Source organism: Polyangium sp. y55x31 (genome assembly GCF_029946505.1).
Classification (GTDB): domain Bacteria; phylum Myxococcota_A; class Polyangia; order Polyangiales; family Polyangiaceae; genus Polyangium.
Genome location: NZ_JARZHG010000019.1, coordinates 47347 through 71414, shown reverse-complemented (window position 1 = coordinate 71414; position 24068 = coordinate 47347). Strand labels below are relative to the sequence as shown.

13 protein-coding genes are annotated in these 24068 nt (G+C 69.2%); 8 read left to right on the top strand and 5 right to left on the bottom strand.

Going from position 1 to position 24068, the window contains the following annotated elements:
• The first annotated feature begins 182 nt into the window (after nucleotides 1-182).
• The 3 genes from QHF84_RS28885 (at nucleotide 183) to QHF84_RS28875 (ending at nucleotide 4728) form a co-directional block, all read left to right on the top strand.
• Entirely contained in the window at nucleotides 183-953 is a 771-nt protein-coding gene (locus tag QHF84_RS28885) for a hypothetical protein (RefSeq protein ID WP_281316663.1), read from the top strand.
• Between the two features lie 755 nt (nucleotides 954-1708).
• Nucleotides 1709-3184, top strand: coding sequence for a serine/threonine-protein kinase (locus tag QHF84_RS28880; RefSeq protein ID WP_281316662.1), 1476 nt, complete (start codon nucleotides 1709-1711; stop codon nucleotides 3182-3184).
• A gap of 404 nt (nucleotides 3185-3588) precedes the next feature.
• Nucleotides 3589-4728, top strand: a complete 1140-nt coding sequence (locus tag QHF84_RS28875; RefSeq protein WP_348652889.1) for a serine/threonine-protein kinase — start codon at nucleotides 3589-3591, stop codon at nucleotides 4726-4728.
• 7 nt (nucleotides 4729-4735) lie between these two features.
• Here the strand turns inward: QHF84_RS28875 and QHF84_RS28870 are convergent, their stop codons facing one another.
• The 3 genes from QHF84_RS28870 to QHF84_RS28860 all read right to left on the bottom strand — a co-directional run bounded on the left by QHF84_RS28870 (nucleotide 4736) and on the right by QHF84_RS28860 (nucleotide 10836).
• Nucleotides 4736-6982 (bottom strand): PBP1A family penicillin-binding protein, encoded by a 2247-nt coding sequence (locus tag QHF84_RS28870; RefSeq protein WP_281316661.1) that lies wholly within the window; start codon nucleotides 6980-6982, stop codon nucleotides 4736-4738.
• A gap of 257 nt (nucleotides 6983-7239) precedes the next feature.
• Nucleotides 7240-8904: a serine/threonine-protein kinase gene (locus QHF84_RS28865; protein WP_281316660.1), complete on the bottom strand. Its 1665-nt coding sequence runs from the start codon at nucleotides 8902-8904 to the stop codon at nucleotides 7240-7242.
• A gap of 963 nt (nucleotides 8905-9867) precedes the next feature.
• Nucleotides 9868-10836, bottom strand: a complete 969-nt coding sequence (locus QHF84_RS28860; protein WP_281316659.1) for a YegS/Rv2252/BmrU family lipid kinase — start codon at nucleotides 10834-10836, stop codon at nucleotides 9868-9870.
• A 678-nt stretch (nucleotides 10837-11514) separates the two neighbouring features.
• Here QHF84_RS28860 and QHF84_RS28855 point away from each other — a divergent pair.
• The 4 genes from QHF84_RS28855 (at nucleotide 11515) to QHF84_RS28840 (ending at nucleotide 20218) form a co-directional block, all read left to right on the top strand.
• Nucleotides 11515-13959, top strand: coding sequence for a serine/threonine-protein kinase (locus QHF84_RS28855; RefSeq protein WP_281316658.1), 2445 nt, complete (start codon nucleotides 11515-11517; stop codon nucleotides 13957-13959).
• Nucleotides 13956-17882: a serine/threonine-protein kinase gene (locus QHF84_RS28850; RefSeq protein ID WP_281316657.1), complete on the top strand. Its 3927-nt coding sequence runs from the start codon at nucleotides 13956-13958 to the stop codon at nucleotides 17880-17882. Before QHF84_RS28855 ends, QHF84_RS28850 begins: the two co-directional genes overlap by 4 nt.
• Before the next feature lie 63 nt (nucleotides 17883-17945).
• On the top strand, nucleotides 17946-18941 hold the full coding sequence (gene egtD, locus QHF84_RS28845) for an L-histidine N(alpha)-methyltransferase (RefSeq protein WP_281316656.1): 996 nt from the start codon (nucleotides 17946-17948) through the stop codon (nucleotides 18939-18941).
• A complete protein-coding gene (locus tag QHF84_RS28840; RefSeq protein WP_281316655.1) occupies nucleotides 18938-20218 on the top strand; it encodes an SUMF1/EgtB/PvdO family nonheme iron enzyme in 1281 nt (426 codons plus the stop codon). The genes egtD and QHF84_RS28840 overlap by 4 nt, the downstream gene beginning before the upstream one ends.
• Before the next feature lies 1 nt (nucleotide 20219).
• On the opposite strand, the gene QHF84_RS28835 is transcribed toward QHF84_RS28840, so the two are convergent.
• Both QHF84_RS28835 and QHF84_RS28830 read right to left on the bottom strand, forming a co-directional pair.
• Entirely contained in the window at nucleotides 20220-21758 is a 1539-nt protein-coding gene (locus QHF84_RS28835) for an FGGY family carbohydrate kinase (protein ID WP_281316654.1), read from the bottom strand.
• A gap of 2 nt (nucleotides 21759-21760) precedes the next feature.
• Nucleotides 21761-22816, bottom strand: a complete 1056-nt coding sequence (locus QHF84_RS28830) for a hypothetical protein (protein WP_281316653.1) — start codon at nucleotides 22814-22816, stop codon at nucleotides 21761-21763.
• A gap of 114 nt (nucleotides 22817-22930) precedes the next feature.
• Between QHF84_RS28830 and QHF84_RS28825 the strand changes: the two genes are divergently transcribed.
• Nucleotides 22931-23998: a hypothetical protein gene (locus QHF84_RS28825; RefSeq protein ID WP_281316652.1), complete on the top strand. Its 1068-nt coding sequence runs from the start codon at nucleotides 22931-22933 to the stop codon at nucleotides 23996-23998.
• The last annotated feature ends 70 nt before the right edge of the window (nucleotides 23999-24068 follow it).

Sequence of the window (24068 nt, the reverse complement as noted above, 5' to 3'; positions counted from 1 at the left end):
CCGCCGGCCGGCGCCGGAGGAGGAGGCCGACGCGGCGCTCGTCGAGGGAGCCGTGCGCCTCGTCCATGGTAGCGAGCTGGAGGACGACACTTCCGCGCCGCCGCTTCGTCGGGATCTTCGTCGAAGAGACGCCCCTTCGGGGGTGGTTGCTGTCACTCACGCGTTTCGCTGTGAAGGACCACGTGAAGCAGCGCTTGGGCTGGTCGACCAGCGTGCGCGTGACATATGGCCTGGAGCGGGGTCGCGGCGCCAGCGTCCCGCGCGAGGCGCTCGAGGGGGCCGTGCGCGGCCTTCCGGTCGTGCTGACGGCGGAGCTCGACGAACGGACGCTGGTGCTCGGCGTGGAATACCTGCCGGGCACGGCTCGGCCCACGCAAATCCACGCCGCAATCGAACGAGCGGGGTACGAAATCACGACCAAGCCGGATCTGCGGCGGAGCAAGCGTGATCTGGTCACGGGAGCGGAGCGGCTCGACGCCATCACCGAAGCGGGCGCGCGGCCGCCGCTCACCGACGCCGTGACGCTCCACCGGCTGATGACCGAGGTGTCGGCATTCATGGACACCTTTCCAGACCCGATGCGGAGAGCAGTCCGGATGTGGATGGAAGACGAGCCATTCGACGCGATCGCGATGCAGCTCGGGCTGGAGAACGGGGAGAGGGCACGCGCGCTGGTGCGGGCAGGGCTCGCGCGGCTGCGGGAACGATTCAGGGGACAGGGCGTCCCATCGACGGTGCCAGCGGCGGCTTCACCGCCGAGCATCGGGCGCCTGTCGGCGCCGCCCCGCCTGTTACTACAGCGCGCGAGGTCAGGTGACGGACGCGCTCCTGAAGAGCTGCGGCGTGGCTCCGGAGGGATGCCGGTGCGTTTGGCGAAAGGTCAACGATGCAGCCATTCGTCACGTCGACGCAGACGAAAACACGAGCCGTCTCGTGGCGTTAGCGTTCTTTAGGCGAAAGCTTCCCACCGCTTCGGCAATGTTGACCTTTCGCCAAACGGCGGCACCGCCCGTGGTGTTGGAGGAAACGGTGAGGTTGCCTATGCGACCAACGCCTGCAGGCGCGGCGGAGGCGTGGGCGGAGGCCGAAAACGCGAAGGTGCACGCGTGTGCCTGCGGGTGCGGGGGGCGGGTCGTGGTGAAGCCGTGGCACCACTGCGTGGGGATCCCGCGGTTTATCCGGTGGCATCAGCCGGATGTGTCTACAGCCTGGGCGGAGGCTGAGAACGCGAAGGGACGGCACGTGTGCGCCTGCGGGTGCGGGAAGCCGATCCGGGTGCTCGCGCGGCATCATCGGCCTGGCGTCGGGATCCCGCGGTATCTGCGGGGGCACGATGACCGCGATCGTCGTTCGAGGAAGTGACGACCGCGGTGCGCTCCCCAGCGCTGTAAAATCAGTGTTCAAGCGGCCCTTTTGGATCACGAAACGGCCAATCGTCGCGCCGAACCCCGGAAGCGAAGGCGTGGGGCGGAGGCGGAGAACGCCAAGGGGGCCAAGCATCCGGCCTTCCCCCTACGTGGAAGCCCGTCAAGGCCGGCGCGAGCGGCACGATGCCGCTCGTCCACGATCCGAAGAACAGGGCTACTCGCCTCGGGCAAGTTCCATTGCGGTGCAGAACGTCTCATGGTACCGTCGAGCCGCCCCGGGCGGCTCGGGGGATATTTCACCTGTCCTCGCATCCGGTATACATTGGAGAGCCTGAACCGCAATGAGTGATGATCCCGAGCTGAAACAGTATACAGCACGAATCGGAACGGTCCTCCGGGGCAAATGGCGCATCGATTCGCTCATCGGCGTCGGCGGGATGGCTGCGGTTTACGAGGCGACACACAGGATCGGCCGGCGCTGCGCAATCAAAATCCTCCATCCGGAAATCGCGGTCTCCAAGGAGCATCGAGCCAGGTTCGAGCAAGAGGCGCTCGCAGTAAACCAGCTCGGTCACCCCGCAGCCGTCAATGTCCTCGACGTCGACACGAGCGAAGATGGCTCGCCGTTCTTGGTGATGGAGTTGCTCGATGGTGAATCGCTCGGCAAGCGCGCTCATCGCTCCGGCGGCATCGAGGAGCGCGAGCTGCTCCGCATCGTCTCGACCGTGCTCGAAGTGCTCGATGTCGCGCACGGGCTCGGCATCGTTCATCGAGACATCAAACCTGATAATCTGTTTTTGACCTCTTCGGGCGGTGTCAAAGTCCTCGACTTCGGGATTGCTCGAATGAAACAGGGCGGCTCCGTTCGTACACGCGTCGGCTCGATGCTCGGGACGATACCTTACATGTCGCCCGAACAAATCGCTGGTCGCGAAATCGATGGTCGGGCCGACGTCTTCGCGGTTGGCGCGACGATGTTTCGAATCCTAGCAAAACGCCATGTGCACGAGGGCTCCACGGAAAGCGAGCTCCTCATCAAAATGGCGACGCAGCCTGCGCCGGCCCTGCGCACCGTTGCCCCCTCTGTCAGCCCAGAGGTTTGCGCCATCGTCGATCGCGCGCTCGCTTCCGATTTATCGCGCCGTTATCCAACGGCCCGCGCGATGCGTGAAGACGTCGAGCGAGTTTTGGGCGTCAAGGCTACCCCTCACGCGCCAGTCCCGGTGTCGATCCGAGCCGACGCGTCGACTGGAATCAGTGTCGATGGGCCGACGATGGCTGCTCCTGCTCCCGACCAAGCAATGCAGGCACCCATGGTCACTCCTGCTCCCGACCAAGCGATGCAGGCACCCATGGCCACGCCCGTGCAGCCTCAATCTGCTGCAACCAGCGCAGCAGGCTCGAATTCCCGGGTTTTGATGGTTGCAGTGATTGGCTCGTTCGTTCTCGCTGTATGCCTCGCCGCTGTCTTCTTCGTCGTTCGTTCGCGAGACTCCGCCGAAGACACTCGTGAGAGCGCGGACGATGACACATCTGGAGAGGACAAGGCGAGCGGTAGCTCCCGCACAACGGCCAATACCAACACGCCATCCTCGACCGCTGGGTCCTCATCGACGCGCCGGCCCGCCCCCAATGGCAAGTATCGCCTCCTCCTCAAAGACGGCAAATATCCGTTTTGCGTCACGTCGAAATTGAAAAATGCATATCCCGTACGCACGAATGACGAGGGTGTCAAAGTGTGCAGCGGCACCCCCGAAGGGCCCATTCCGGTTGACGGCCTCAAAGCCTACCACCCCTCCGAGTTTCAATGGGAATAGCTTCGTGTCGACCTTCGGGGCGGGGCTTTAGGCTCCGGCGAGGCGGGCGGCGCCCAGCGAGCCTACGGCCCGATGCACTGGGGTCATCCTTGTAGGCTGATGTCGGTGTACGGGACCAACTCCACGAACATCACGGAACTACACAACTTTTCCGTGCCGTGGGTGGATCGAGCAGGATGTCCACCCGGACGGCGGTGCGGTTCCTCCGCGCTCAGCACCTTTGTCCGTGTACACTCCTCCGCATGGCAGGGATAACCCCACCCAAGGGGCGCTCGAGCACCGACGATGACGTCACGGTGCCGATGCTCGGGAACCGACGCGACGCATCCGTCGTTGAGCTCTCGAGCTCGGCGCTTGGGGAAGAAAAGACGACGGCACGGTGGACGGACGACGCACCCACGTTGGTGCGCTCGGACAATGACGCACCCACGTTGGTGCGCTCGGACAATGACGCACCCACGTTGGTGCGCTCGGACAACAAAGCGCCAGCGCTGATCGGGAGCTTGATCTCAGAGAGGTACCGCGTCCACGAACTCATCGGGGAGGGCGGCATGGGAGCCGTGTACCGCGGCGAGCAGGTGCACCTCCGCAAGCAGGTCGCGATCAAAGTCCTCCAGCCGGGCGCCCGGAACCTCCCCCAGATCGTGGCGCGGTTCGAGCGCGAGGCGATCGCGGGGGCGCATATCCAGCATCCGAACGTGGTCTCGGCGAGCGACTTCGGTCAGCTCCCGGATCGGTCGCATTTTCTCATCCTCGAGTATGTCGAGGGCACCCCGCTCCAGGACGTGATCGCCTCGGCGCCGCTCCCCGCGCGACGCGCGCTCCACATCGCGAGGCAGATCGCGTCTGCTCTGGAGGCGGTGCACGCGAAGGCGATCGTGCACCGCGATGTGAAGCCGCAGAACATCCTTCTAGGCGCCCGTGATCACGTCAAGCTCATCGATTTCGGCCTCGCCAAGGTGAACGTAGAGCTCCTGTCCACCGAAAGCCGCGAGGCCGCGCGCAAAGGCCAGGACCTCACCGCTGCCGACCAAGTCCTCGGCACGCTCAGTTATCTGGCGCCGGAGGCCGTGCGCGGCATGGAAGCCGTCGATGCTCGTGCAGATCTTTATGCGCTTGGAATCATTTTGTACGAAATGCTGTCCGGGCGAGGCCCGTTCGACACGAGCGACGGCCAATCTTCCTTCCGGCAGCGGCTCCTCGAGGATGCGCCCCCGCTCCGCCAGCGTGCTCCGGGAGCAGGTATCCGCCCCGAAGTAGAGGCAATCGTGATGCGGCTCGTCCAGCGAGACCCAACCCAACGCTATCCGACAGCTACCAACGTGATCGCGGCCATCGACGGGGCCATTGCGGCGATGGAGGGCGCGTCGAGGCCGCTCGAGCCGACCGTTTCGATGCACCTCGGTGCTCCGGGGCACCAGACGAGCGCGACATCGCTCGCGTCCCGGTGGACCTCGCCGGCGATGCGGCCGTGGCTCATTGCGACCATCGTCGTATTGCTCTTGCTCAGCATCGCGCTCTTGATCGCCATCCTGCAAAGCTGACCGAGACTCAAAAAGGCCACAGCGAGGGAGCAGGCTCGTTGCTCGACGGCAGCTCCGTGGGCTCCGTCGGTTCGGTGCCCGCAAGGAACACCTCCTCGATGCCCCCGACACCCAGCGGCGCGAGTTGACCGGTCTGCGGATCGATGGGCACGCGCACGAGCCCGACCGGCGGCGCGGCGAAGTCGGTACGCGGTGTCGTCTTGTGTGCCTCCTGCATGAACGCGATGAAGGCCGGCAGCGACGTCGTGCCGCCCGTCTCTCCGGCGCCGAGCGGAGAGGCGTCGTCGTAACCCGTCCAGACGGCGCATGCGATAGCCGGGGAGTAACCCACGAACCAGGTGTCTTTCGCGGCATTCGAGGTGCCCGTCTTGCCCGCGACGGGTATCGTCATGGAGCGCGCGCGCTTGGCTGTCCCCGACTCGACGACCGAACGCAAGAGGCTCGTCATGATGTAGGCCTCGGCTTCATCCATCACGCGGCGTGGAGGCGTTGCGTCGGGCAGCGGCAGCGGCTTGCCGTCCGGGCCCGTGATGCTCCGAATGAGCACCGGCTCACGGTACGTGCCGCCAGCGGCGAACGTATTGTACGCGGCGACCATCTCGAACGGCGTAACCTCGTAAGCTCCGAGCGCCAGCGACAGATCCGCGCCGAGTTTCGAGGCGATGCCCAGGGATTGCGCCCACGCCGCGACCTTGGCCGGCCCGAGCTTGTCGAGTGTCCATACCGCGGCGACGTTGACGCTCGTGGCAAGCGCCTCGCGCAGCCGACGCGGAGACTGTCCGTCGCTCTCGTCGTAGTTGGCGGGTTGGTATCTCCCTCCGAGAGCGGCCGGATCGGTTTCGAGAATCGACGCCGCGGTGAATGCGCGCGAGTGGATCCCGTAGCTGTAAACGATCGGTTTGAACGTCGAGGCAGGCTGCCGGTGCGCCGATCTTGTCCGATCGAAGGCGCCGCGCACGGCGTCATAGCCGCCGACGACCGCGAGCACTTCGGCCGTACGGACGTCGAGGGCGACGAGCGCAGCCTGGGGCCCAAGCGCGAGCTCCAGCCGTCCGCTGCGCGGGTCGTCGCCGGCAAAGGTGACACGCACGACCTTGCCGACCTCGGCGAACTGGCTCGGGGGCAGATTGCGAGGATTATAGCGCTTCGCATTGTCCAACTTCACGATGCCTTCGGCCGTACCGACGCTCACGGTGAGCGTGCCGCGTCCGTCGTCGGCCTTCGTGACCACGCCGCTATAGACGCGCCCGCTGCCCGGCGTGGGGGTTCCCTTGAAGGGAGCCGGATCGCCCTTGCCACGCTTGAGCGGAGCGACGAGCCCGCGGCGTGCGGCGTACGCGTCGAGGTTATTGCGCACCGCCGCCCTCGCCGCTGTCTGCAGCTTTGGGTCGATCGTGGTCGTCACCGTGTAGCCACCGTGGTCGGCCTGCGGGCCGGCCACGGCGCCGAGCTGGCGCTCGACCTCGGCCATGATCTCGGGCGCCAGCTCGGCACTGTTTTCCGGCAGGGGGGCGAGGGTGATTTTCTGGCGAGCGGCGGCTTCCACGTCGGCGAGCGGCGCGAATCCTTTGTCGCCCATCTGCCGGAGTACGTAGCGCTGCCGCTCCTCGGCCTTGGCAAGGTCGACGCGCGGAGAGTAGATGCTTGGCCCCTTGACCAGGCCCGCGAGCGTGGCGGCTTCGGCGAGCTGCACGTCTCGAACGCTCTTGCCGAAGTAATACCGCGCTGCTTCTTCAATGCCGTAGCGACCGTGCCCGAAATAGATGTGATTGAGGTAAAGCTCGAGGATCTCGTCCTTCGTGAGCTCCTGCTCGATGCGGCGCGCGAGGATGAGCTCACGGATCTTGCGCGCGAAGGTGCGCTCGTTCGTGAGGAGCACATTCTTGACGACTTGCTGGGTGATCGTGCTGCCGCCCTGGCGCGCTCGCCCGGACACCAGGTTCACCAAAAGTGCCCGCAAGATGCCGAAGTAGTTCAGCCCCTCGTGCGAGTAGAAGCTCGCGTCTTCCGCAGCCAGGACAGCGGACTTCATGCCCTTTGGCACCACCGAGATCGGGACGACCGTGCGTCGCACGGTGAAGAGCTCCGCGAGCGGTGTCCCGTCGCGCGCGAGGATGCGCGTGACCTGCGGCGGACGGTAGTTCTTGAGCTCCGAGGTCTCTGGCAGGCCTTGGCCGTAGTACCAGATGAGGGCCGCAAACGAGAGAAAACCGAGGCCCAGCAATATCGAAGCGGCCGTAGCAATGCGCCACATCCACCGCCGCAAGCGTCGTTTCCAAGGCACCTTTCGCCTGCGCTGGTGGGCGCTGCCTGCGGGCGGTAGCGGTCCTGGCTGTACGTCGGGGATCGTCGGAGGGACGGCGTGCGGCAAGCGCGCCGGCAACCGTGCCTCATCAGGCGCGCTCGCCTTCGCGTCAAGAGGACGGCTATCGGCGTCGGCATGCGAGCCGGACGCGACCTTGTCAGGGCTGTCGAACCGATTCGTGGCCATTCACACTCCCCGCAGGTTCGTCATTCAGGGCATTTGGCTCCGCACACGGTGATATCGCCCGCACAGGTCTCGGTCTGCTGCGGACACGCGCCGAACACGCATCGGGATCCAGGCGTGCAGTGCACCAGGCATGGGGTGCCCTCGATGCAGTTGATCACGCAATCCCCTTCGCACGAGACCTTGCACGTCAACGATCCCGTGCAGTCTACCAGCGCATCGCGGCGCGCTCCTATCTCGCAGCCGCGCGGGTCTTTACATGAGACCTCGCACGCGTCGTCGCACACGTAGTCACAGGCGTTGGTCGTCATGCAGTTGGTATGCGGCAGGGCGCCAGCCCCTTGCCCGCTGCCGCGGGGCGCCTGGCTCGGCAGGCGAGGCTTGTCGCCGCCCGTTTTCGCGAGGCTGGGATCTACAACCGCAGCCGTGCTGCGAGTTCCCGCGGGGCTCCGTGTGGGCGACGAGGCCAGTGGCCCGAGCGCCCGGCTCGACGCGGGAGGCCTCGCGTCGGAATCGACGTGCACTGCGCGGTAATACACGAGGGCGAGCACGCCAGCGCCGAGCAACGGGAACGCCAGCGCGGCCCATCGCAGTCTTCGTCCGCGTACCGTGGTTACCGTCCACTGCGTCGCCTGGGTGAAGACCGACGCGGTGGAGGACGGCGCAGGCGTTGGAGCGACCGCCGATCCAGCGCGCGCCGATGCGGCCGATGAAGGAACGAGCCCCTGTCCGGCCCCCGCCGCCGCTGCGTGCGGAGCGGCCACCGTCTTGTCAGTGCCGATCGCCTCATCCGGATGGGTGGAGGCCGCGGCTATGACGACCTGCTGGGGGATGGCGAGCGGTTGGCCGGCTCGGACTGCGCGTATGTCTTGCAGCATCGCCCTCGCGCTCGGGTAGCGCTTATCGCGCTCGAACGCGAGCGCTCGATCGACGATGGCGCACACTGCCTGGGGCGTCTCCGGAGCGACGCTCGCGAGTGACGGCGCCGGCAGCGAAGACATCTTGATGAGCAGCTCGGAATCGGAGTGCGCCTCGTGGATGCGCCTCCTCGTGATCAGCCGAAACATCGTCGCTCCGACTGCGAACACATCGGCGCGCGCATCGACGTCTTTGCCTGCGATTTGCTCCGGGGGCATGTACGCGATCGTGCCGAGCGTCGTTCCGGTGCGCGTGTGAACGGAGTTGGCCGCCTGTCGCACGCGGGCAACACCGAAGTCGAGCACCTTCAGGCGCCCGTCGCGCAGGCAGAACAAGTTGTCCGGCTTGATGTCGCGGTGGACGATGCCATGCGCGTGCGCCGCTGCGAGGACGTCCAAAAGCTCGTCGATGATTCGCAGGATCTCGGATATATCCATCCGGCCGCGACGGGCACGCGCGGCGAGCGACTCACCCTCGAGCAGCTCCATGACGAGGAACGGGCAACCGTCCTCGGTCGTGTCGACATCGCGGATCTCGACAGCTCCAGGATGCACGAATTGATTGACGGCACGCGCTTCCTGATCGAACCGCGCGCGCAGCTCGGGTACGCGAGCGATCTCGGGGTGGAGAATCTTAATGGCGTCTCGCCGCCCGATCTTGTGCACGGCGACGTAGACAGCCGCCATGCCGCCGGAACCCAGCAGCCGTTCGAGCGTCCACTTTCCGCACAGGACCGTGCCGACTCTGCGCTCTAGCTCGTGCTCATCCATGCCGGCCGGATGCTAACACGTTCGATGTCCGCAACAGCCGGGGCAGCGACAGAGACGGCCACACGGCTCAAGAGCATCGGCGACCGCGATGTCCTTCGCTTGGCCCCTGCACTCCAACAGCACGCTCGCCAAACTCGCCCAAGAGCAGCTCGCCGCTCGACCCGCCGTCGTATGCCAACCAATCGTCCCTGCAAGATTTCCACAGCCACCGGAACCGCCTCGCACGCTGCCGCGAACCCGGCCTTCGTCGACACGATGAGTAACGTCGGTGGTCTCCGAGGTGCCCTCCGACACGTCATCGCTCGCTCGACGCTAGCTCGGCTCGATGGCCACGCGCCGGCCCCCGTCTTGCCCGATGGCCGGCGCCACCAGCTCCGCAAGATTTCCTCTTGACAGATTCCCATCGACGCGATTGCCGCACTCGAAGCCTCCCTCGCACGCAGGCCCGACCGCGCAACGGAAATTGGGTCGCAGAGTGGATGCTGGTAGGGGGCTTTAGGGCCTCGGTGATCGGTCGTGGTGCTAGGCGAGTACGCGTGTCTGACCGGGCCGGGAGGTGGCTCGCGCCGGAAGCAGCGACGTGCGGTTCGCGTCCTCGAGTTACTTGGGCGAGAACTCCACCGCTTCGGCTCGCCGAGATCACGACTGCCCCAGCGAGACGACGAGCAAGCCGGTACGTTTTGGCGAAAGGTCAACGATGCGGCCATTCGTGACGTCGACGTAGACGAAAACCCAAGCCGTCTCATGACGTTAGCGTTCTTTAGGTGAAAGCTTCCCACCGCTTCGGCGACATTCAACGCCACGCTGTGCATCGCGCGCCGTAGCTGATGCGCCAGGTCCCGATCCCTGCGTTCGATTCGCTCGGCAATCCGAGCACGATCGCCGTCCCCGAGCGGGATCCCCTGCCCCCGTTCCCCTCGCGCTCGCGCCTCCGCCCCCGCTCCCGCCTCCCCCCCGAGGAAATCAATCCTCCGACACTTCGATCTCGACCTTCGCCTCCGGACTCGTCGGGAGCTTGATCTCGGGGCCGACCTTTGCGGGCTCGGCGAGAGGCGGCGCGAGCACCACGAGACTTGCCGGCCTGCATTCGATCGCGACGGGGGTCGTGCCTGCTGCCTCGCCGTCGACGAGCAACTGCTGCGCTGGGTCGGCGAGGATGCGCAAGCGGCGACACGAGAAATAGCCGACCTCGTCGCGCGTCGCGGGCTCCCCGCGCGCGGCCGTGAGAAAGAGGTGAATGCCTGTGGCCACGGCCGAGTTGAGCGTGGTGGCCGCGACGACCGTCACGTCGAGCATCCCGTCGTCGCCGACGAGCGCCGAAGGGCCTTGTGCAAGCACCGTGCGGAGCGGCGCCATGTTCGCCACGGTCACGGCCACGGCGCGGCACCGGACGATTTGCTCGTCGGTCTCCAGCTCGACCTCGAACGGCGAGAGCGTGCTGAGCTTGCGCACTGCCGTCGCGACATAGGCGAGCACGCCCCAGCGCTGTTTGTCCTCCCTCGCCGTCTCCGCCACCGTGTCGGCGTGGAGACCGACCGACGTGTGCAACACCATGCAGCGATTGTCGACGAGGGCCGTATCGATCACCCGACGGTGGTCTGCGAGCAGCGTCTCGCATGCGGCGATCGGGTCCCCTGGAATGCCGAGGGCTGCGGCCAGCGAATTCGACGTGCCACATGGCAGGATCCCGAGCGGCACCTGGCTCTGTGCGAGCACACCCGCCACGGACGACACCGTACCATCGCCCCCCGCCGCGATCAGCAACTCCGCGCCCGCGTCGAGTGCCTCCCGCGCGCATGCGGACGGGTCTCGGTCGGGGCCCGTCCTGAGCACGTTCAGTTCGAAACGGGGCGCGAGAATCGCGTGCACGCGCTCGAGGACGTCATCGGCGGCGCTGCCGGCGGCGGCGTTGTAGATGAGGCAGGCTTTCATTGCCACCGGCTTACCATCTCTCCTCCCTGCTTTGAAAGTGGTGCGCAAAAAGGTGCACGAAGCACGAGGACGGATAGCCTGGGCGATACGTGGAGCTACGCGGCGGTGTTCGCCCAAGGTTCGAATTGCGGTCTCGATGTCGACTGCACGACGGGGCCACTGTATCGACCATCCCGCGAAGGCCGACGGCAGCCCGTGCATGGGCGGCGCCTGCAAAGCGTCGGCGAAGGTTCCGGCTCCGGTGGAGCGGGCGGAGGGACGAGCAGCAGCTCCGGCACGGGCGCAGGGAACAGCGGCGGCGCGAGCAGCGTCAATGACACGGGAGGCGCCGCCGGAAGCGCGAGCACCGGCGCGGGGACAGGGGGAGACGGCGCGACGGGGACGTCCGGCACCATGGGCGTCGGCACAGGCGGCGCCGGGCAGCGGCCGCCATGCTGAGGCGGCGCCGGGGATCGGCTGGCTGTGGACGAGACCCGTTCCCGACCCGGCGCGCATCACGCACCTGATCGGTGCTGTCTGGACATCACGCTCAGCGAGCGCCTCGCCAAGGCCACGGCACACGAGCATCTTCCGCTTGCCGCTTCCGCCGCCGCTCCCGCTTCCGCATCTTCTCCCGCCTCGGCGGCCCCCCTCTCCGTCCCGCTTGCCTATCCAGCGCAGCGTCGGCATCCTCTCGCCGTGCAGCCTGGAGACGTGGTCGGCGGTCGTTTCGTCCTCGAGCGCATCGCCGGCACGGGGGGGATGGGCTCGGTGTTCCGTGGCACCGACCGCATCACGCAGCAGCCCGTGGCCATCAAGGTCCTCGGCCAGCACGACCTCGAGGCCATCCGCCGCTTCGATCACGAGGCCAAGATCCTCGCCGAGCTCGGCCATCCGCATATCGTGCGTTACGTCGCGCACGGAGCCGCGCCCTCGGGCGCGCCGTGGCTCGTCATGGAATGGCTGGAGGGCAGGAGCCTCGCGTCACGCCTCGTCGAAGGGCACCTCACGCAGGCCGAGGCCGTCATCCTCGGGATCCGCATCGCCTCTGCCCTCGCGGCGGCGCACGCGCGCGGCATCGTCCACCGCGATGTCAAGCCGAGCAACGTCTTCCTCGTCGGCGGCTCGCCCGACGCCGCCAAGGTCCTGGATTTTGGCCTCGCGCAGGCTGCCGCGGGCGGGGCGCGCCTCACCCGCACCGGAAGCGTCCTCGGCACGCCCGGGTACATGGCTCCCGAACAGGCCCAGGGCTCGCGCATCCGCGTCAATGCGCGGGCCGACGTGTTTTCCCTCGGCGCGCTGCTCTTCGAGTGCCTGACGGGCAAACCTGCGTTCGAGGGCGAGGGCGTCATGGCCATCCTGGCGCGGCTCCTCCTCGAGGATGCGCCGCGCGTCCGTTCGCTCCGGCCCGACATACCCCGCGCGCTCGACACGCTCGTCGCGCGGATGCTCTCGCGCGTGGCCGAGGCCCGGCCCGCGGACGGCGCCGAGGTGCTGCGTGCTCTCGAAGGGATCGACACCGTTGGAGGTGAAAGGATCTCCGTCGTGCCGGCCTTGCCCGAGGGGATCAGCGATCGCGAGCATCGCCTCGTCTGCGCGGTCGTCGCGGCGCCTGCCGTGGAGGCGGCCGTGCGGCCTTCGAGCCCCACGTTGCGCACGCAGCTCCCTCGTTCGTCCTGGGACGACGTGCGGGTCATCGCGCGAAGGCACGGCGCGTCGGCCACCGAGCTTGCATCGGGCACGCTCTTGCTCTCGCTCGATGGCACCGCGGACGGGCCGGTGCGCGCTGCGCGTTGCGCGCTCGAGATGGCCGAGCTCCTCCTCGGCTTCCGGGTCGCGCTCGTCACGGGTCGGTCCGATGCGGGGCGTGATCTGCCGGCCCCCGACGTCGTCGAGCGCGCGCTCCATCTGCTCAAGCGCGGGTGCCGCACGCCGGCCTTCGGGGTTCGGATCGACGATCGGACGCAGGCGCTGCTGCCCGCGCGGTTCGAGCTCGAAGGATCACCCGACGACGCGCGTCTGCGCGGCGAACGAAACGATCTCGGCGAGCCGTGTCCCCTGCTCGGGCGTCCGTGCACGCTCATGGGCCGCAGGGGCGAGCTCGCGGTGATCCTCGATCTGCTCGAAGAAGGTCTCGACGAGCCACGCGCGGCCGCGGCGCTCGTGGTCGCGCCGGCCGGGCTCGGAAAGACGCGCCTCGCACAGGAGGTGGTTCGCTCGCTCCGGGCGAGCCGTCCGGATCTCGTGGTCGGCTTCGGACGGCCCGGCGCCTTCGGCGCTGATTTCGGCGTGATCGAGCCCGTGATCCGCGCTCTCTCGCCCACGCCTGCCGCGAACGACGCGGCTCGTTTCGAGGAGCGAGCGCTCGACGTCCTCCGAGCGCGCGCGGAGGCGGGCCCGCTCTTGCTCGTGCTCGACGACGTGCAGTGGACGGATGGGGCATCCCTCGCGCTCGTGGATCAGGCGCTCGGGGAGCTCACGGATCGCCCGTTCGGCGTGCTCGCGCTGGCGCGGCCCGAGGTGCGCGATCGCGCGCCGGGGCTCTTCGCGCGCCGCAGCGTGCAGGAGATCCGCCTCGGGACGCTCTCGCAGCGCGCCTCGCGCGAGTTCTTGCGACGCGCGCTCGGGCCCGACGTGGCGGACGAGGATCTCGCGGCGCTCGCGCAGCGGGCCGATGGGCATCCGCTCTTCCTGCAGGAGCTCGCGCACGGCGCGCAGGCCGTCACGCCGGAGGCGCTGCTCGCCGTGCACGGCCCCGCGATCGCCGAGCTCGCGCCGGCTGCGCGTCGGCTCCTCCGCGCGGCGGCCCTCGTCGGCGTCACGTTCTGGGAGGGCGCGGTCGTCACGCTGCTCGGCGGCGAAACGGACGCCACGCAGGTGCGGATGCAGCTCGGCGACCTCGCCAAGCGCGAGATCATCACGCGACGACGCGCGAGCAGCGCTCCGAACGACACCGAGTACGCGTTCAGCCAGCCCATGCTGCGCGAGGCGTTCCTGGCGACGGCGACGGAGGCGGACCTCCGTCGTGGTCAGGCGCTCGCCGAGCGCTGGCTCGCGGGCTCGGGCGTGCGCGCCACGGCGCACGCGGGCGAGGCCGACGCCTCCCCCGCCCTCGCGCGGAAGCAAGGCGGCACGAGGACATGAAGCGCGGCGACGTCATCGCCGGCCGCTTCGAGATCGAGCTTCGTGCAGGTGCCGGCGGCATGGGCGCCGTCTACCGTGCACACGATCGCAAGACCGGCTCGCCCGTCGCCCTCAAGGTCATCCACCAACCGGCCTCGGACGCGACGCGCCGCTTCGACGTCGAGGCCCGCGCGCTCGCCGAGCTCTCGCATCCGCACGTCGTCCGCTACGTGACGCATGGCCTCTCCGAGGCGGGCTTTCCCTACCTCGTGATGGAGTGGCTCGAAGGCGAGGACCTCGCGGCGCGGCTTGCGCGCGGGCCGCTCACGCTCGAGGAGTGCCTGCTCCTCGCGCGCCGCGTGGCCGCGGGCCTCGGCGCGGCGCATGCGCGTGGCATCGTGCACCGGGACGTCAAGCCCACGAACCTCGTGCTCGTGGGCCGCGCGATCGAGGGCGTCAAGCTCGTGGATTTTGGCCTCGCGCAGCTCGGCGCCACGTCCCGCAAGCTCACGCGATCGGGCGTGATCCTCGGCACGCCGGGGTACATGGCCCCCGAGCAAGCCAGCGGCGACGGCGCGCCCCTCGATGCACGCGCGGACGTCTTCTCGCTCGGCGCCGTGCTCTACGAGTGCCTCACGGGCCGCCCGCCGTTCCAGGCCGACAACCTCATGGCCCTCTTCGCCAAGCTCCTGCTCGAAGAGGCCCCACGCCTCGCGGAAGCGCGGCCGGACCTTCCCCCGCGGCTCGACGTGCTCATGGCGCGCCTCCTCGCGAAGGACCCCACGTCCCGCCCGGCGAACGGCGCTGCCCTCGAAGCGGAGCTCGCCCTGCTCGACACGCTCGGCACCGAGGAGACGGGCGAGGCCCCGACGCTCGCGGACGAACCTGCGGTGATGGGCTTGACCGACGTCGAGGCGCGCTTCGTCTCGATCCTGGCCCTCCACCGCGAGCCCGTGAGCGGCGCGCTCGATCCGAAGGGCTCCACGGAGCGCTCGCAGGCCGACGTCGTCGCGGCCGTCCGGCACGAGGTCGCCCCGCTCGGCGCGCGCGTCGACGAGCTCCGCAACGGCGCGCTCGTGGTCACGCTCCTCGGCGCCGGAGAGCCCACGGACCGCGCCGCGCGCGCGGCCCGCGCGGCCTTGCGTCTCCGCGCGATCCTCCCCGACGCCGCGATCGCGCTCGCCACGGGCCGCGCCGAGGCCTCCGCGCGCCTGCCCGTCGGCGAGGTCGTCGATCGGGTCGCGGCCCTGCTCGAAGGGGAAGACGTTTCGAACCACAAACTCCCTGTCGGCATCCGCATCGACGACGTCACCCGCGCCCTGCTCGATGCGCGTTTCGACGTCACGACCGCGCCTTCCGGCCACCGCCTCGTCGCGGAGCGCGCCTCCGGCGAGGCTGCGCGCACGCTCCTCGGCCGCCCGAGCCCCTTCGTCGGCCGCGACCGCGAGCTTCGCATGGTGCGGGATCTCGTCGACGCGGCGATCGAGGAAGAGCGCCCCTCCGCCGTGCTCCTCCTGGGCGCGGCGGGCGCCGGCAAATCGCGCCTCCTCTCCGAGCTCGTCACGCGCATCCGGCAGGATCGCCCGGACGTCCTCGTGGCCCGCGGACACGGCGATCTCCTCGGCCAGGGCTCTCCCTTTTCGCTCCTCGGCTCCGCGCTCCTCGGCGCGCTCGCGGACGCGCCCTTCGAGGGCCGCGCGCGCCTCACCGGGTTCGTCCAAAAATACCTGCCCGCAGCCGACGCCGAGCGTGTCTCCGAGCTCGTCGCCGAGCTCATCGGCCTCCCCTTCCCCGACGAGGCGAGCTTGCGCCTGCGCGCCGCGCGCCAGAGCCCCGCGCTCATGAAGGACCGCTTGCGCGAGGCCGTCGTGGATCTCCTCGCCGCGATGACACGCAGCCATCCCGTCGTCTTCGCGCTCGAGGACGTGCAATGGGGGGATGCCGCCTCCTTGCGCCTCCTCGACGCGGCCATGCGTGAGCTCGGCGATCGCCCCTTCATCGTCCTCGCCGCGGCGCGCCCCGAGGCCCTCACGTTGTTCCCGCGCCTCTTCGGGGATCGCTCGCACGAGATTCGTCTCGACGAACTACCGCGCAAGGCGAGCGCGCGCATCACGCGCCACGCCCTCGGCGACGCGGCGCCTCCCGAGCTCGTCGACGCCCTCGTCGAGCGCGCCGCGGGCAATCCCTTTTATCTCGAAGAGCTCGTGCGCGCCGTCGCCGAGGGGCGTGGGGGCGCGCTACCCGAGACCGTGCTCGGCATGATCGAAGCTCGCCTCGGCGCCCTCGATCCGCCGGCGCGGCGTGTCCTCCGGGCGGCGAGCGTCTTCGGCGAATCCTTCTTCCGCGGCGGCATTCCGGCGCTGCTCGGCGACGACGCGCCGGACGACGAGGAACTCTCGGCCGTGCTCGCCTCGCTCATCGAACGCGAGATCCTCGTGGCGCGGCGGGAAAGCCGGCTCGCCGGCGAGGAGCAGCTCGCGTTCCGGCACATGCTCCTGCGCGAGGGCGCCTATGCGATGCTCACCGATCGGGATCGCGCCCTCGGCCACAGGCTCGCCGGCGAATGGCTCGAAGCGCACGGCGAATGGGACCCCAGGATCCTCGCCGCGCATTTCGATCGCGGCGGCGACGCGGCGCGGGCGATCCGACATTACGAGCGCGCCGCGGAGCATGCGCTCGGCGCGGGCGACGACGAGGCCGCGCTCGCCCTCGCCGAGCGGGGCCTCGCCCTCGGCGCCGCGGGAGATCGGGCCGCCGCACTTCGGGCGATCCAAACCGACGCCTGGGCCTGGAACGGCGACTGGGTCCGCGCTTTCGCCTCTGCCGAGGCCACGTTATCCATTGCAACGCCGGGCTCGACGAGCCATTGCCGCGCGCTCGGCAGCGCCATCACGAGCCCCGTCATTGCGGACAAACCCGACGTCCGCGCCGCCTTCGCGCGCGACCTCGGCCGCGTGAACCCCGAGCCTTCTGCGATCCCCGCGTTCGCCTGGGCCTACAGCGTGGCGATCATGCCGTACCTCCTCGGCGCCCAGCGCGAGCTCGCCGAGGCGCACCTCGCGCGTCTCGAAGAGGTCACGGCCCCCTTCCTCGGCCACGCGCCCACCGCGGCGGGCTGGGTGAAAATGACCCGCGCCTTCTGGCAGCGTTACGTCCCCCGCGACTTCGCGGCCGCGCTCGCCCTCGACCGCGAGGCCCTCGCCCATTTCGAGGCCGCGGGCGATCGTCGCTATGGTCCTTACGTGCAAATGCACGTCGGCCTCGATTGGTCCTACCTCGGCGCCTTCGAGCAAGCCGAGGCCGCCCTCGCGCGCGCCCTGCAAAGCGCCGAGCCGGGCAGCATGATGGCGCTCGCGTCGCGCACCTACCTCGCTCGTGTCCTCGTGCTCCGAGGCCGCCCGGCCGACGCCATCGAGCCTTGCACGGCCATCCACCGGGAGGCCGAGGCCCGCGGCGAACGCACCGTCGCCACGAATGCTGCGCTCCTCCTCGCCGAGGCAGCGCTCGCCGCGGGCTTCCTCGAAGCGGCCCGGACCCGCGCCCTCGCCCTCGAACCGCTCGTGCAAACCTTACCCTTCGCGCGCGCGGCCCTCGCGGGCATCCTCGCCGGAATCGCCCTCGCCGAGGGCCGCCCCGCCGAGGCCCTCGCGCTCGCCGAGCCCGCGATCGCCGAGAGCGCGCGGCGCGGCATGTACCATTTCGGTCACGAGCACCTCGTCCTCTCGCGCGTCGATGCCCTCCGCGCCCTTGGCCGCGGCGAGGAAGCACGCGCGGCGGCCCTCTCGGCGCGCTCCGATCTTTTCCTGCGGGCGCATCGAATCCAGGATCCTCTCCTTCGCCAGACCTTCCTCGAACGAATTCCGACCCACGCGGCCCTCCTCGTGCGTGCCCAGGAATGGCTTTCGCATCCCCCCGCTGCGCCTGCTTCGACGCTGGTGTCCTGAGCAAACGGCGCATCGCGCCCGCCGCTCGGACGCCCGCCCGCGGGCGCTGGAGGGTTTTCGCGAATGGACGGATCGCCTGTCAGAAAGGACGCGCCCGAAGACCTCGCGCCTCGCTCTTCCACGCGCCCGATCGACGAGGGCGCGGCGCTCCGCGCGAGCCTCCTCCAGGAGCTCCCGGAAATCCCGGCGCGATACCTCTACGACGACACGGGAAGCGAGCTCTTCGAGCGCATCACCCAGCTCTCCGTCTATTACCAGACCCGCACGGAGATCACGATCCTGGAGCGCTCCGCGGCCGATATCGTCGCGCACGTTCGCCCGCATCACCTCGTCGAGCTCGGCAGCGGCGCGGGCCGGAAAATCCGGCTCCTCCTCGATGCCCAGCGGGCGAACGGGCAGCACGTCACCTGCACCATGCTCGACATCAACGAGCTCTTCTTGCTCCAGTCGATCGACAGCCTCTCCGCCGCTTATCCCGAATTCGTGTTCGGCGGCGTCGTGGGCAATTTCATGACCGACCTCGGCCGCCTCGGCCCTGCGGGCGGGCGCCTCGTCGTGTTTTTCGCCGGCACCGTGGGCAACCTCCACCCGGACGAGCGCCGCTCGTTCCTCGGCGAGCTCGCGCAGCGCATGGCCGACTCGGACGCGCTGCTCCTCGGCGTCGATCTCGTCAAGGATCCGGCCCGCCTCGAAGCGGCGTACGACGATCCCGAGGGCGTCACAGCGGCCTTCAACCTGAACGTCCTCTCCGTCCTCAACCGGAGGTTCGCCGGCAATTTCGACCCGACGGCCTTTCGGCACCGCGCCTTCTACGACCGGAAAAACGCCTGGATCGAAATGCGCCTCGTCGCGAAGCGCAAGAACCAGGTCCGCCTCGGCGCGATCGACCTCGGGCTCGACTTCGACGCGGGCGCCGAGATCCGCACCGAGCTCTCGTGCAAGTTCACGCGCGCCTCGCTCGAGGCGTCTGCGGCCGAAGCCGGCCTCACGATCGACCGCTGGTACACCGACCCGGCCGACCTCTTTGCCCTCGCCGTGCTCCGGAGGCGTCGTTCGTGACCCTGCCCCTCGAATCGTTCTGGAAAGAAAAACTCGATACGACCTACCAGCGCACGGACCTCCTGTTCAGCCTGCTCCCTCGGGACGCGATGCTCGAACGGCCGATCGGCCTGCGCCACCCGTTCCTGTTTTACCTCGGCCACCTCCCCGCGTTCGCCTGGAACCAGATAGGCCGGGGCGTGCTCGGGGCGGGGCACCTCGACGAGGCGTTCGACGTCCTCTTCGAGCGGGGCATCGATCCCAAGGACGACCAGGGCGCGCGCCGCTCGACCATTTCGAGCTGGCCCTCGGTCTCCGCCGTGCTCGCCTATCGCGACGAGGCGCGCCGCGCCGTCCGCGCCCGCATACGCGAGGTCCTCGGCCGCGCGGACGACCCCCTCTGCGAGAACGCGCGCATCCTGCACCTCGTCCTCGAACACGAGCTCATGCACCAGGAGACGTTGCTCTACATGTTCGCGGAGTGCCGCCCGGGCCTGATTTCGCGCCCGGCGAGCATCGCCCCACCTGAATCCGGAAAGGGCCGCGCCGCCGAGCGCATCCGCATTTCCGCGGGCGACGCCGTGATCGGCGCCGCCTGGGACGAGATCCCGTTCGGCTGGGACAACGAGTTTGGCCGGACCACCGTCTCCGTCGGGGCCTTTTCCCTCGATTCCCTGCCCGTGCGAAACATCGACTGGCTCGCATTCCTCCGAGCGAACGACGATCCCTCGTCGCTCCTGCCCCGCTCCTGGATTCATAGCGGCGCTCGCCGGTTCGTCAAGACGGCGTTCGGTCCCGTGCCTTTCGAGGTCGCGGAGGGCTGGCCCGTCCAGGTCTCGGGCGAGCAGGCGCGGGCCTATTGCGCCCACCGCGGCGGGCGATTGCCGACGGAGGCCGAGCTCTGCCGCGCCGCATTCGCGGCCCCGGACGACGCTCGTCGGCCCCATCCCTGGGGCGACGCCGCGCCTGCGCCCTGCCACGGCAATTTCGATTTCGCCCGGTTTTTCCCTTCGCCCACGGGCACGCATCCGGCCGGGGCGAATGCGTGGGGCGTGGAAGAGCTCGTCGGCAATGGCTGGGAATGGACGAGCACGCCTTTCTCACCCCTCCCCGGCTTCGTCCCGTACGCCTGGACCTACCCCGGTTATTCGGCGGATTTTTTCGACGGCGAGCACGACGTCGTCTTCGGCGCCTCGTGGGCCACCGACGAAAAGCTCCTCCGTCCGAGCTTCCGCAACTGGTACCGGCGCACGTACCCGTACGCGTTCACGAGCTTCCGCGTCGCGTGGGACGAATGAGCTACCGCGCGCTCTCCCGCAACCGCGCGAGCTGCCCCATCGTCCCCGCGAGCGCCGGATACAGCCCCACGTACACCTCGCGGTAAAGCCGCTCGTAAAACCCGCGCCGCTCCCCCGGGACGAACACCTCGCCCCGCGACGTCATCGCCGCGGCCGCCTCCTCGATCCCCGCAAACGCCCCCACGCCGGCCGCCGCCAGGATCCCCGCGCCGAGCGACGTCGCCTCGCTCGTCCCCGCTCGCACGATGGGTTTGTCGAGGACATCCGCCAGGATCTGGCACCACAGCGCGCTCCGCGACCCGCCGCCCATCACCCGGAGCTCCGCAATCGGCCCCGAGGCCCGCTCCACGCCGTCCGTGTGCAGCCGCTGTTCGAGCGCGATTCCTTCGAGAATCGCCCGATACACGTGCGCCGGCCCTTGCCCGCCGGACAGGCCGAGCAGGATCCCCGTCGCCGCGTCGTCCCAGTACGGATTCATCACCCCGTGGAAATACGGCACGAGCACGAGCCCGTCCGCGCCCGGCGCGATGCCTTCCGCTTCCCGTTCGAGCGCCGAAAGCGTCGCCGACGACGCGTCCACATCCGCGCCGAGCAAGCGCGCGAGCCACGTGAGCGTGAACGTCCCGCCTTTCAGATCGGTCTCGTACAAGAACGCGCCCGGCGTCGCCGCCATCATCGTCCGGAAAGACCGATCCGTGCGGTACTCCCGCGAAATGACCCCCGACACGATGGCCGTGCCGAGGTTCAGATACATCACGCCCGGCCCCACGACGCCCGCGCCGAGCGCCGCGGCCTGCCCATCACCGGCCCCTGCGAACACCGGGATCCCCGCCTCGATCCCCAGCGCCTCGGCGGCCTCGCGCCCCACCTCGCCGATCCGCTCGCCTGGCTCGGCGAGCGCCGGGACCTCCGACGCGGACAAACCTGCCCATTCGAGGATTTCCGCGGAAAAACCCCGCGCGGCCATGTCGACGAGCCCCGTCGGATCCGCGCTCGCCACGGACGTGACGAGGCGGCCCGTGAGCCTGTGGGCGAGAAAGGCGTGCACATCGAGCATCCGCACCGGACGCGCGGCGAGGTGCGGCGCGATCCGATTGCGCAGGTGGAGCAGCTTGTAGAGCGAGGGCGTGGTGCACGGGAACTTGCCCGAGATCCCGTGCAAGCGCGCCTCCCCCACCTTCGCCGAAAGCTCGGCGACCTCCGCCCGGCAGCGCGCGTCCATCCACACGAGCGCCGGATGCAAAGGCTCCCCTTGCTCGTCTGTCAGGACGAACGTCTCCCGCTGGTGCGTGATCGCGATCGCCCGGATGCGCCGCGCACCCGCGTCCCCGAGCGCGCGCGCCGCCTCGCGCGTCGCCGTGACCAAGGCCTCCCACCACGTCCGCGCGTCCTGCTCCCACGCGTCCGGCGCCGGGTTCGAGAGCGGGATCGGCGCGCGCCCCTCCGCGACGGCGCGGCCCTCCCGGTCCCACGCGATGGCCTTGCACGCCGTCGTGCTGCAATCGATCCCCAGGAAAAGCGCGTCGTCCCCCGCTTGCATCGTCACGCTCCGAAAAACGAATCGAACGGCATCTCGACCGGCGCGTCCTCGAGCGCGACCGCGATCAGCTTTCGCAAAAGCGGCAGCTCCCCGGGCCCGAGCTCGCCTCGGGCCTCGTACGCGGGCAACGCCCTTCGCATCACGTCGAGGATCTCCAGGCATTCGAGCGTCGCGCCCTCCATCCGGGCCACGGCCTCGCGCGCGCCGAGCCCGAGCCCGAGCAGCCGCCCGAAACGCCCCGTGCGGCCGCCGTTCATCGTGACGTCGAGATCCCCCACGCCCGGCAAACCCGTCGCCGTCATCGGATCCCCGCCGAGCATCGCGATGACCCGCATCATCTCGCGAATGGCCTGCGCGAACACGGCGCTCTCCCAGTTGTGCATCGCCACGCTCCCGGGCGCGCCGCCATTCTTCTCGTGCAGGCCCGCGCCGAGCGCGACGCCCATCGCGTACGCATTCTTGAGCGCCGCGCACACCTCGGCGCCGATCACGTCGGCGCACGGAAAAACGTGATAATACGGGCCACGCAGCGCGCTCGCGAGTTTGCCCAGCGCCTCGCCGCCCCTCCCCGTCACCACGACCGACGTCGGCACGCGCCGCGCGAGCTCCCCCGCGATACACGGCCCCGCGACGGCCGCCGGAAACACGCTCGCGCGCGCTTCCTCGGGCAAACCGCGACGCACCACGTCCGGCAGCACGAGGAGCCGACCGCCCTCGCCGTCGAGCTCGAGCCCCTTCGTGATCATCACGAGCGGCACACCGGGCCGCGTGTGGTTCGCGATCGTCTCCGTGGCCCAGTGAATGCCCGCCGAGCTCACGCCAAACGCGAGGATGTCCGCGCCGCGGGCCGCATCTTCGAGCTCGGACACGAAAAACGGCCGGATGGAAGGGGGCAGATCGAGCTTCAGCGTCGGGTGGAACCCGCGTTCGCGCAGGCTCTCGATGATCGCGTGGTCGAGGTGCGTGCCGACGAGGCGCACGTCGTGCCCGCGATCGACGAGCGGCACGCAAAACGCGCTGCCCATCATGCCGGCGCCGAGGACGGTGATGACGGCCATGGTGGCGGCGGAGGGTAGCCAGAACCGTCGCATTTGCAAGGAGTTGCCCGAGGGGATTGCCTCGGGCAGGCCCCTCGGTATCATCGCAGCCGCGTACATGGCGCGGAGGTCTTCGTGAGCGAAGAGGACGAGGGCAGCGGCGGCAAAAAGCTGGGGCCCGTCGCGGCGGTGATCGCGGCGATCGGGATGTTCATGGCCCGGGCCGGCGACGATTGCGCGAGGATCGGCGCCAAGGGCGCGATGCTCGGCGACGACGCCGCGCGAGGCCTCGGCCGCGCGGGATCTCTCGCCGACGACGGCCTGCGCGGCGGCGGAAAGCTCGGCTCGCTCGCCGACGACGGCATGCGCGGCGGCAAGCTCGGCTCGCTCGCCGACGACGGCATGCGCGCGGGCGCGAAGAGCCCGCTGCCCGGCCTCCACGGCCCGAAGCCCGAGGGCGGCGGCGGCCTCGTCGAGGAAGCGATGAGCGCCGGCGCCAAGGCCGAAAGCCACGCGGGCGACGTCGCGGAGCTCGGTGTCGACGTCACTTTGGAAGTCCTGTCGAACGTGGACACGTCCGACGGAGACGACGACGACCACGAAGGCGAAGCGCCCGTCGCGGGCGGCGTGCACATTCCGCCTCCGCCGAGCGCGACCAGCAAAAAAAGCAACCCGGCCGATTTGCTACGAGCGCGTAACATCGTGTCGAGCCCGACGCTGCTCACCCTCGCCGCCGGGGCCACGAAGACGGCCGCGACCGAGACGGATCCGTTTGCCTGGATCGAGAGCCAAAGCGCGCACAACCCCGTCGGGTTGCTTTACGCGTCGCGTGGAAAGGTCGACACGAAAACCTCGATTTCGCTCGTCGAGCGGAACGGCACCACGACCGACGACGCCACGATCCACCGGACCTGCCTCGGGCTCGCGATGCACTGCATCGTGCTCGTCTGCGAGCCGGACGCCGCGGGCGCGAAGGAGTCGTGCGTGAAGGGCGCGGCCACGGCGTGGAAGGCCGTCGAGACCACGGATCTCGCCCTCGGCGGCAAACCCGCCTTGCGTGACTTCCTCGGAAAACTCCTCCTCGCGCGCGCGGGGCGTCCATCGCTCCGGAACCTGGTCGTTTCGCGGCTCGACGTCGACAGCACGCCGCCGCGCATCGTGCGGAGCCGCGTCGATACGAAAAATACGCAAACGAGGCCCTGACGTCCGGCCGTCGGGAACCTGCTCCAAACTCGCGCCAAGCGCGGGTTCACGCCTGCAACCTCGGCTCATT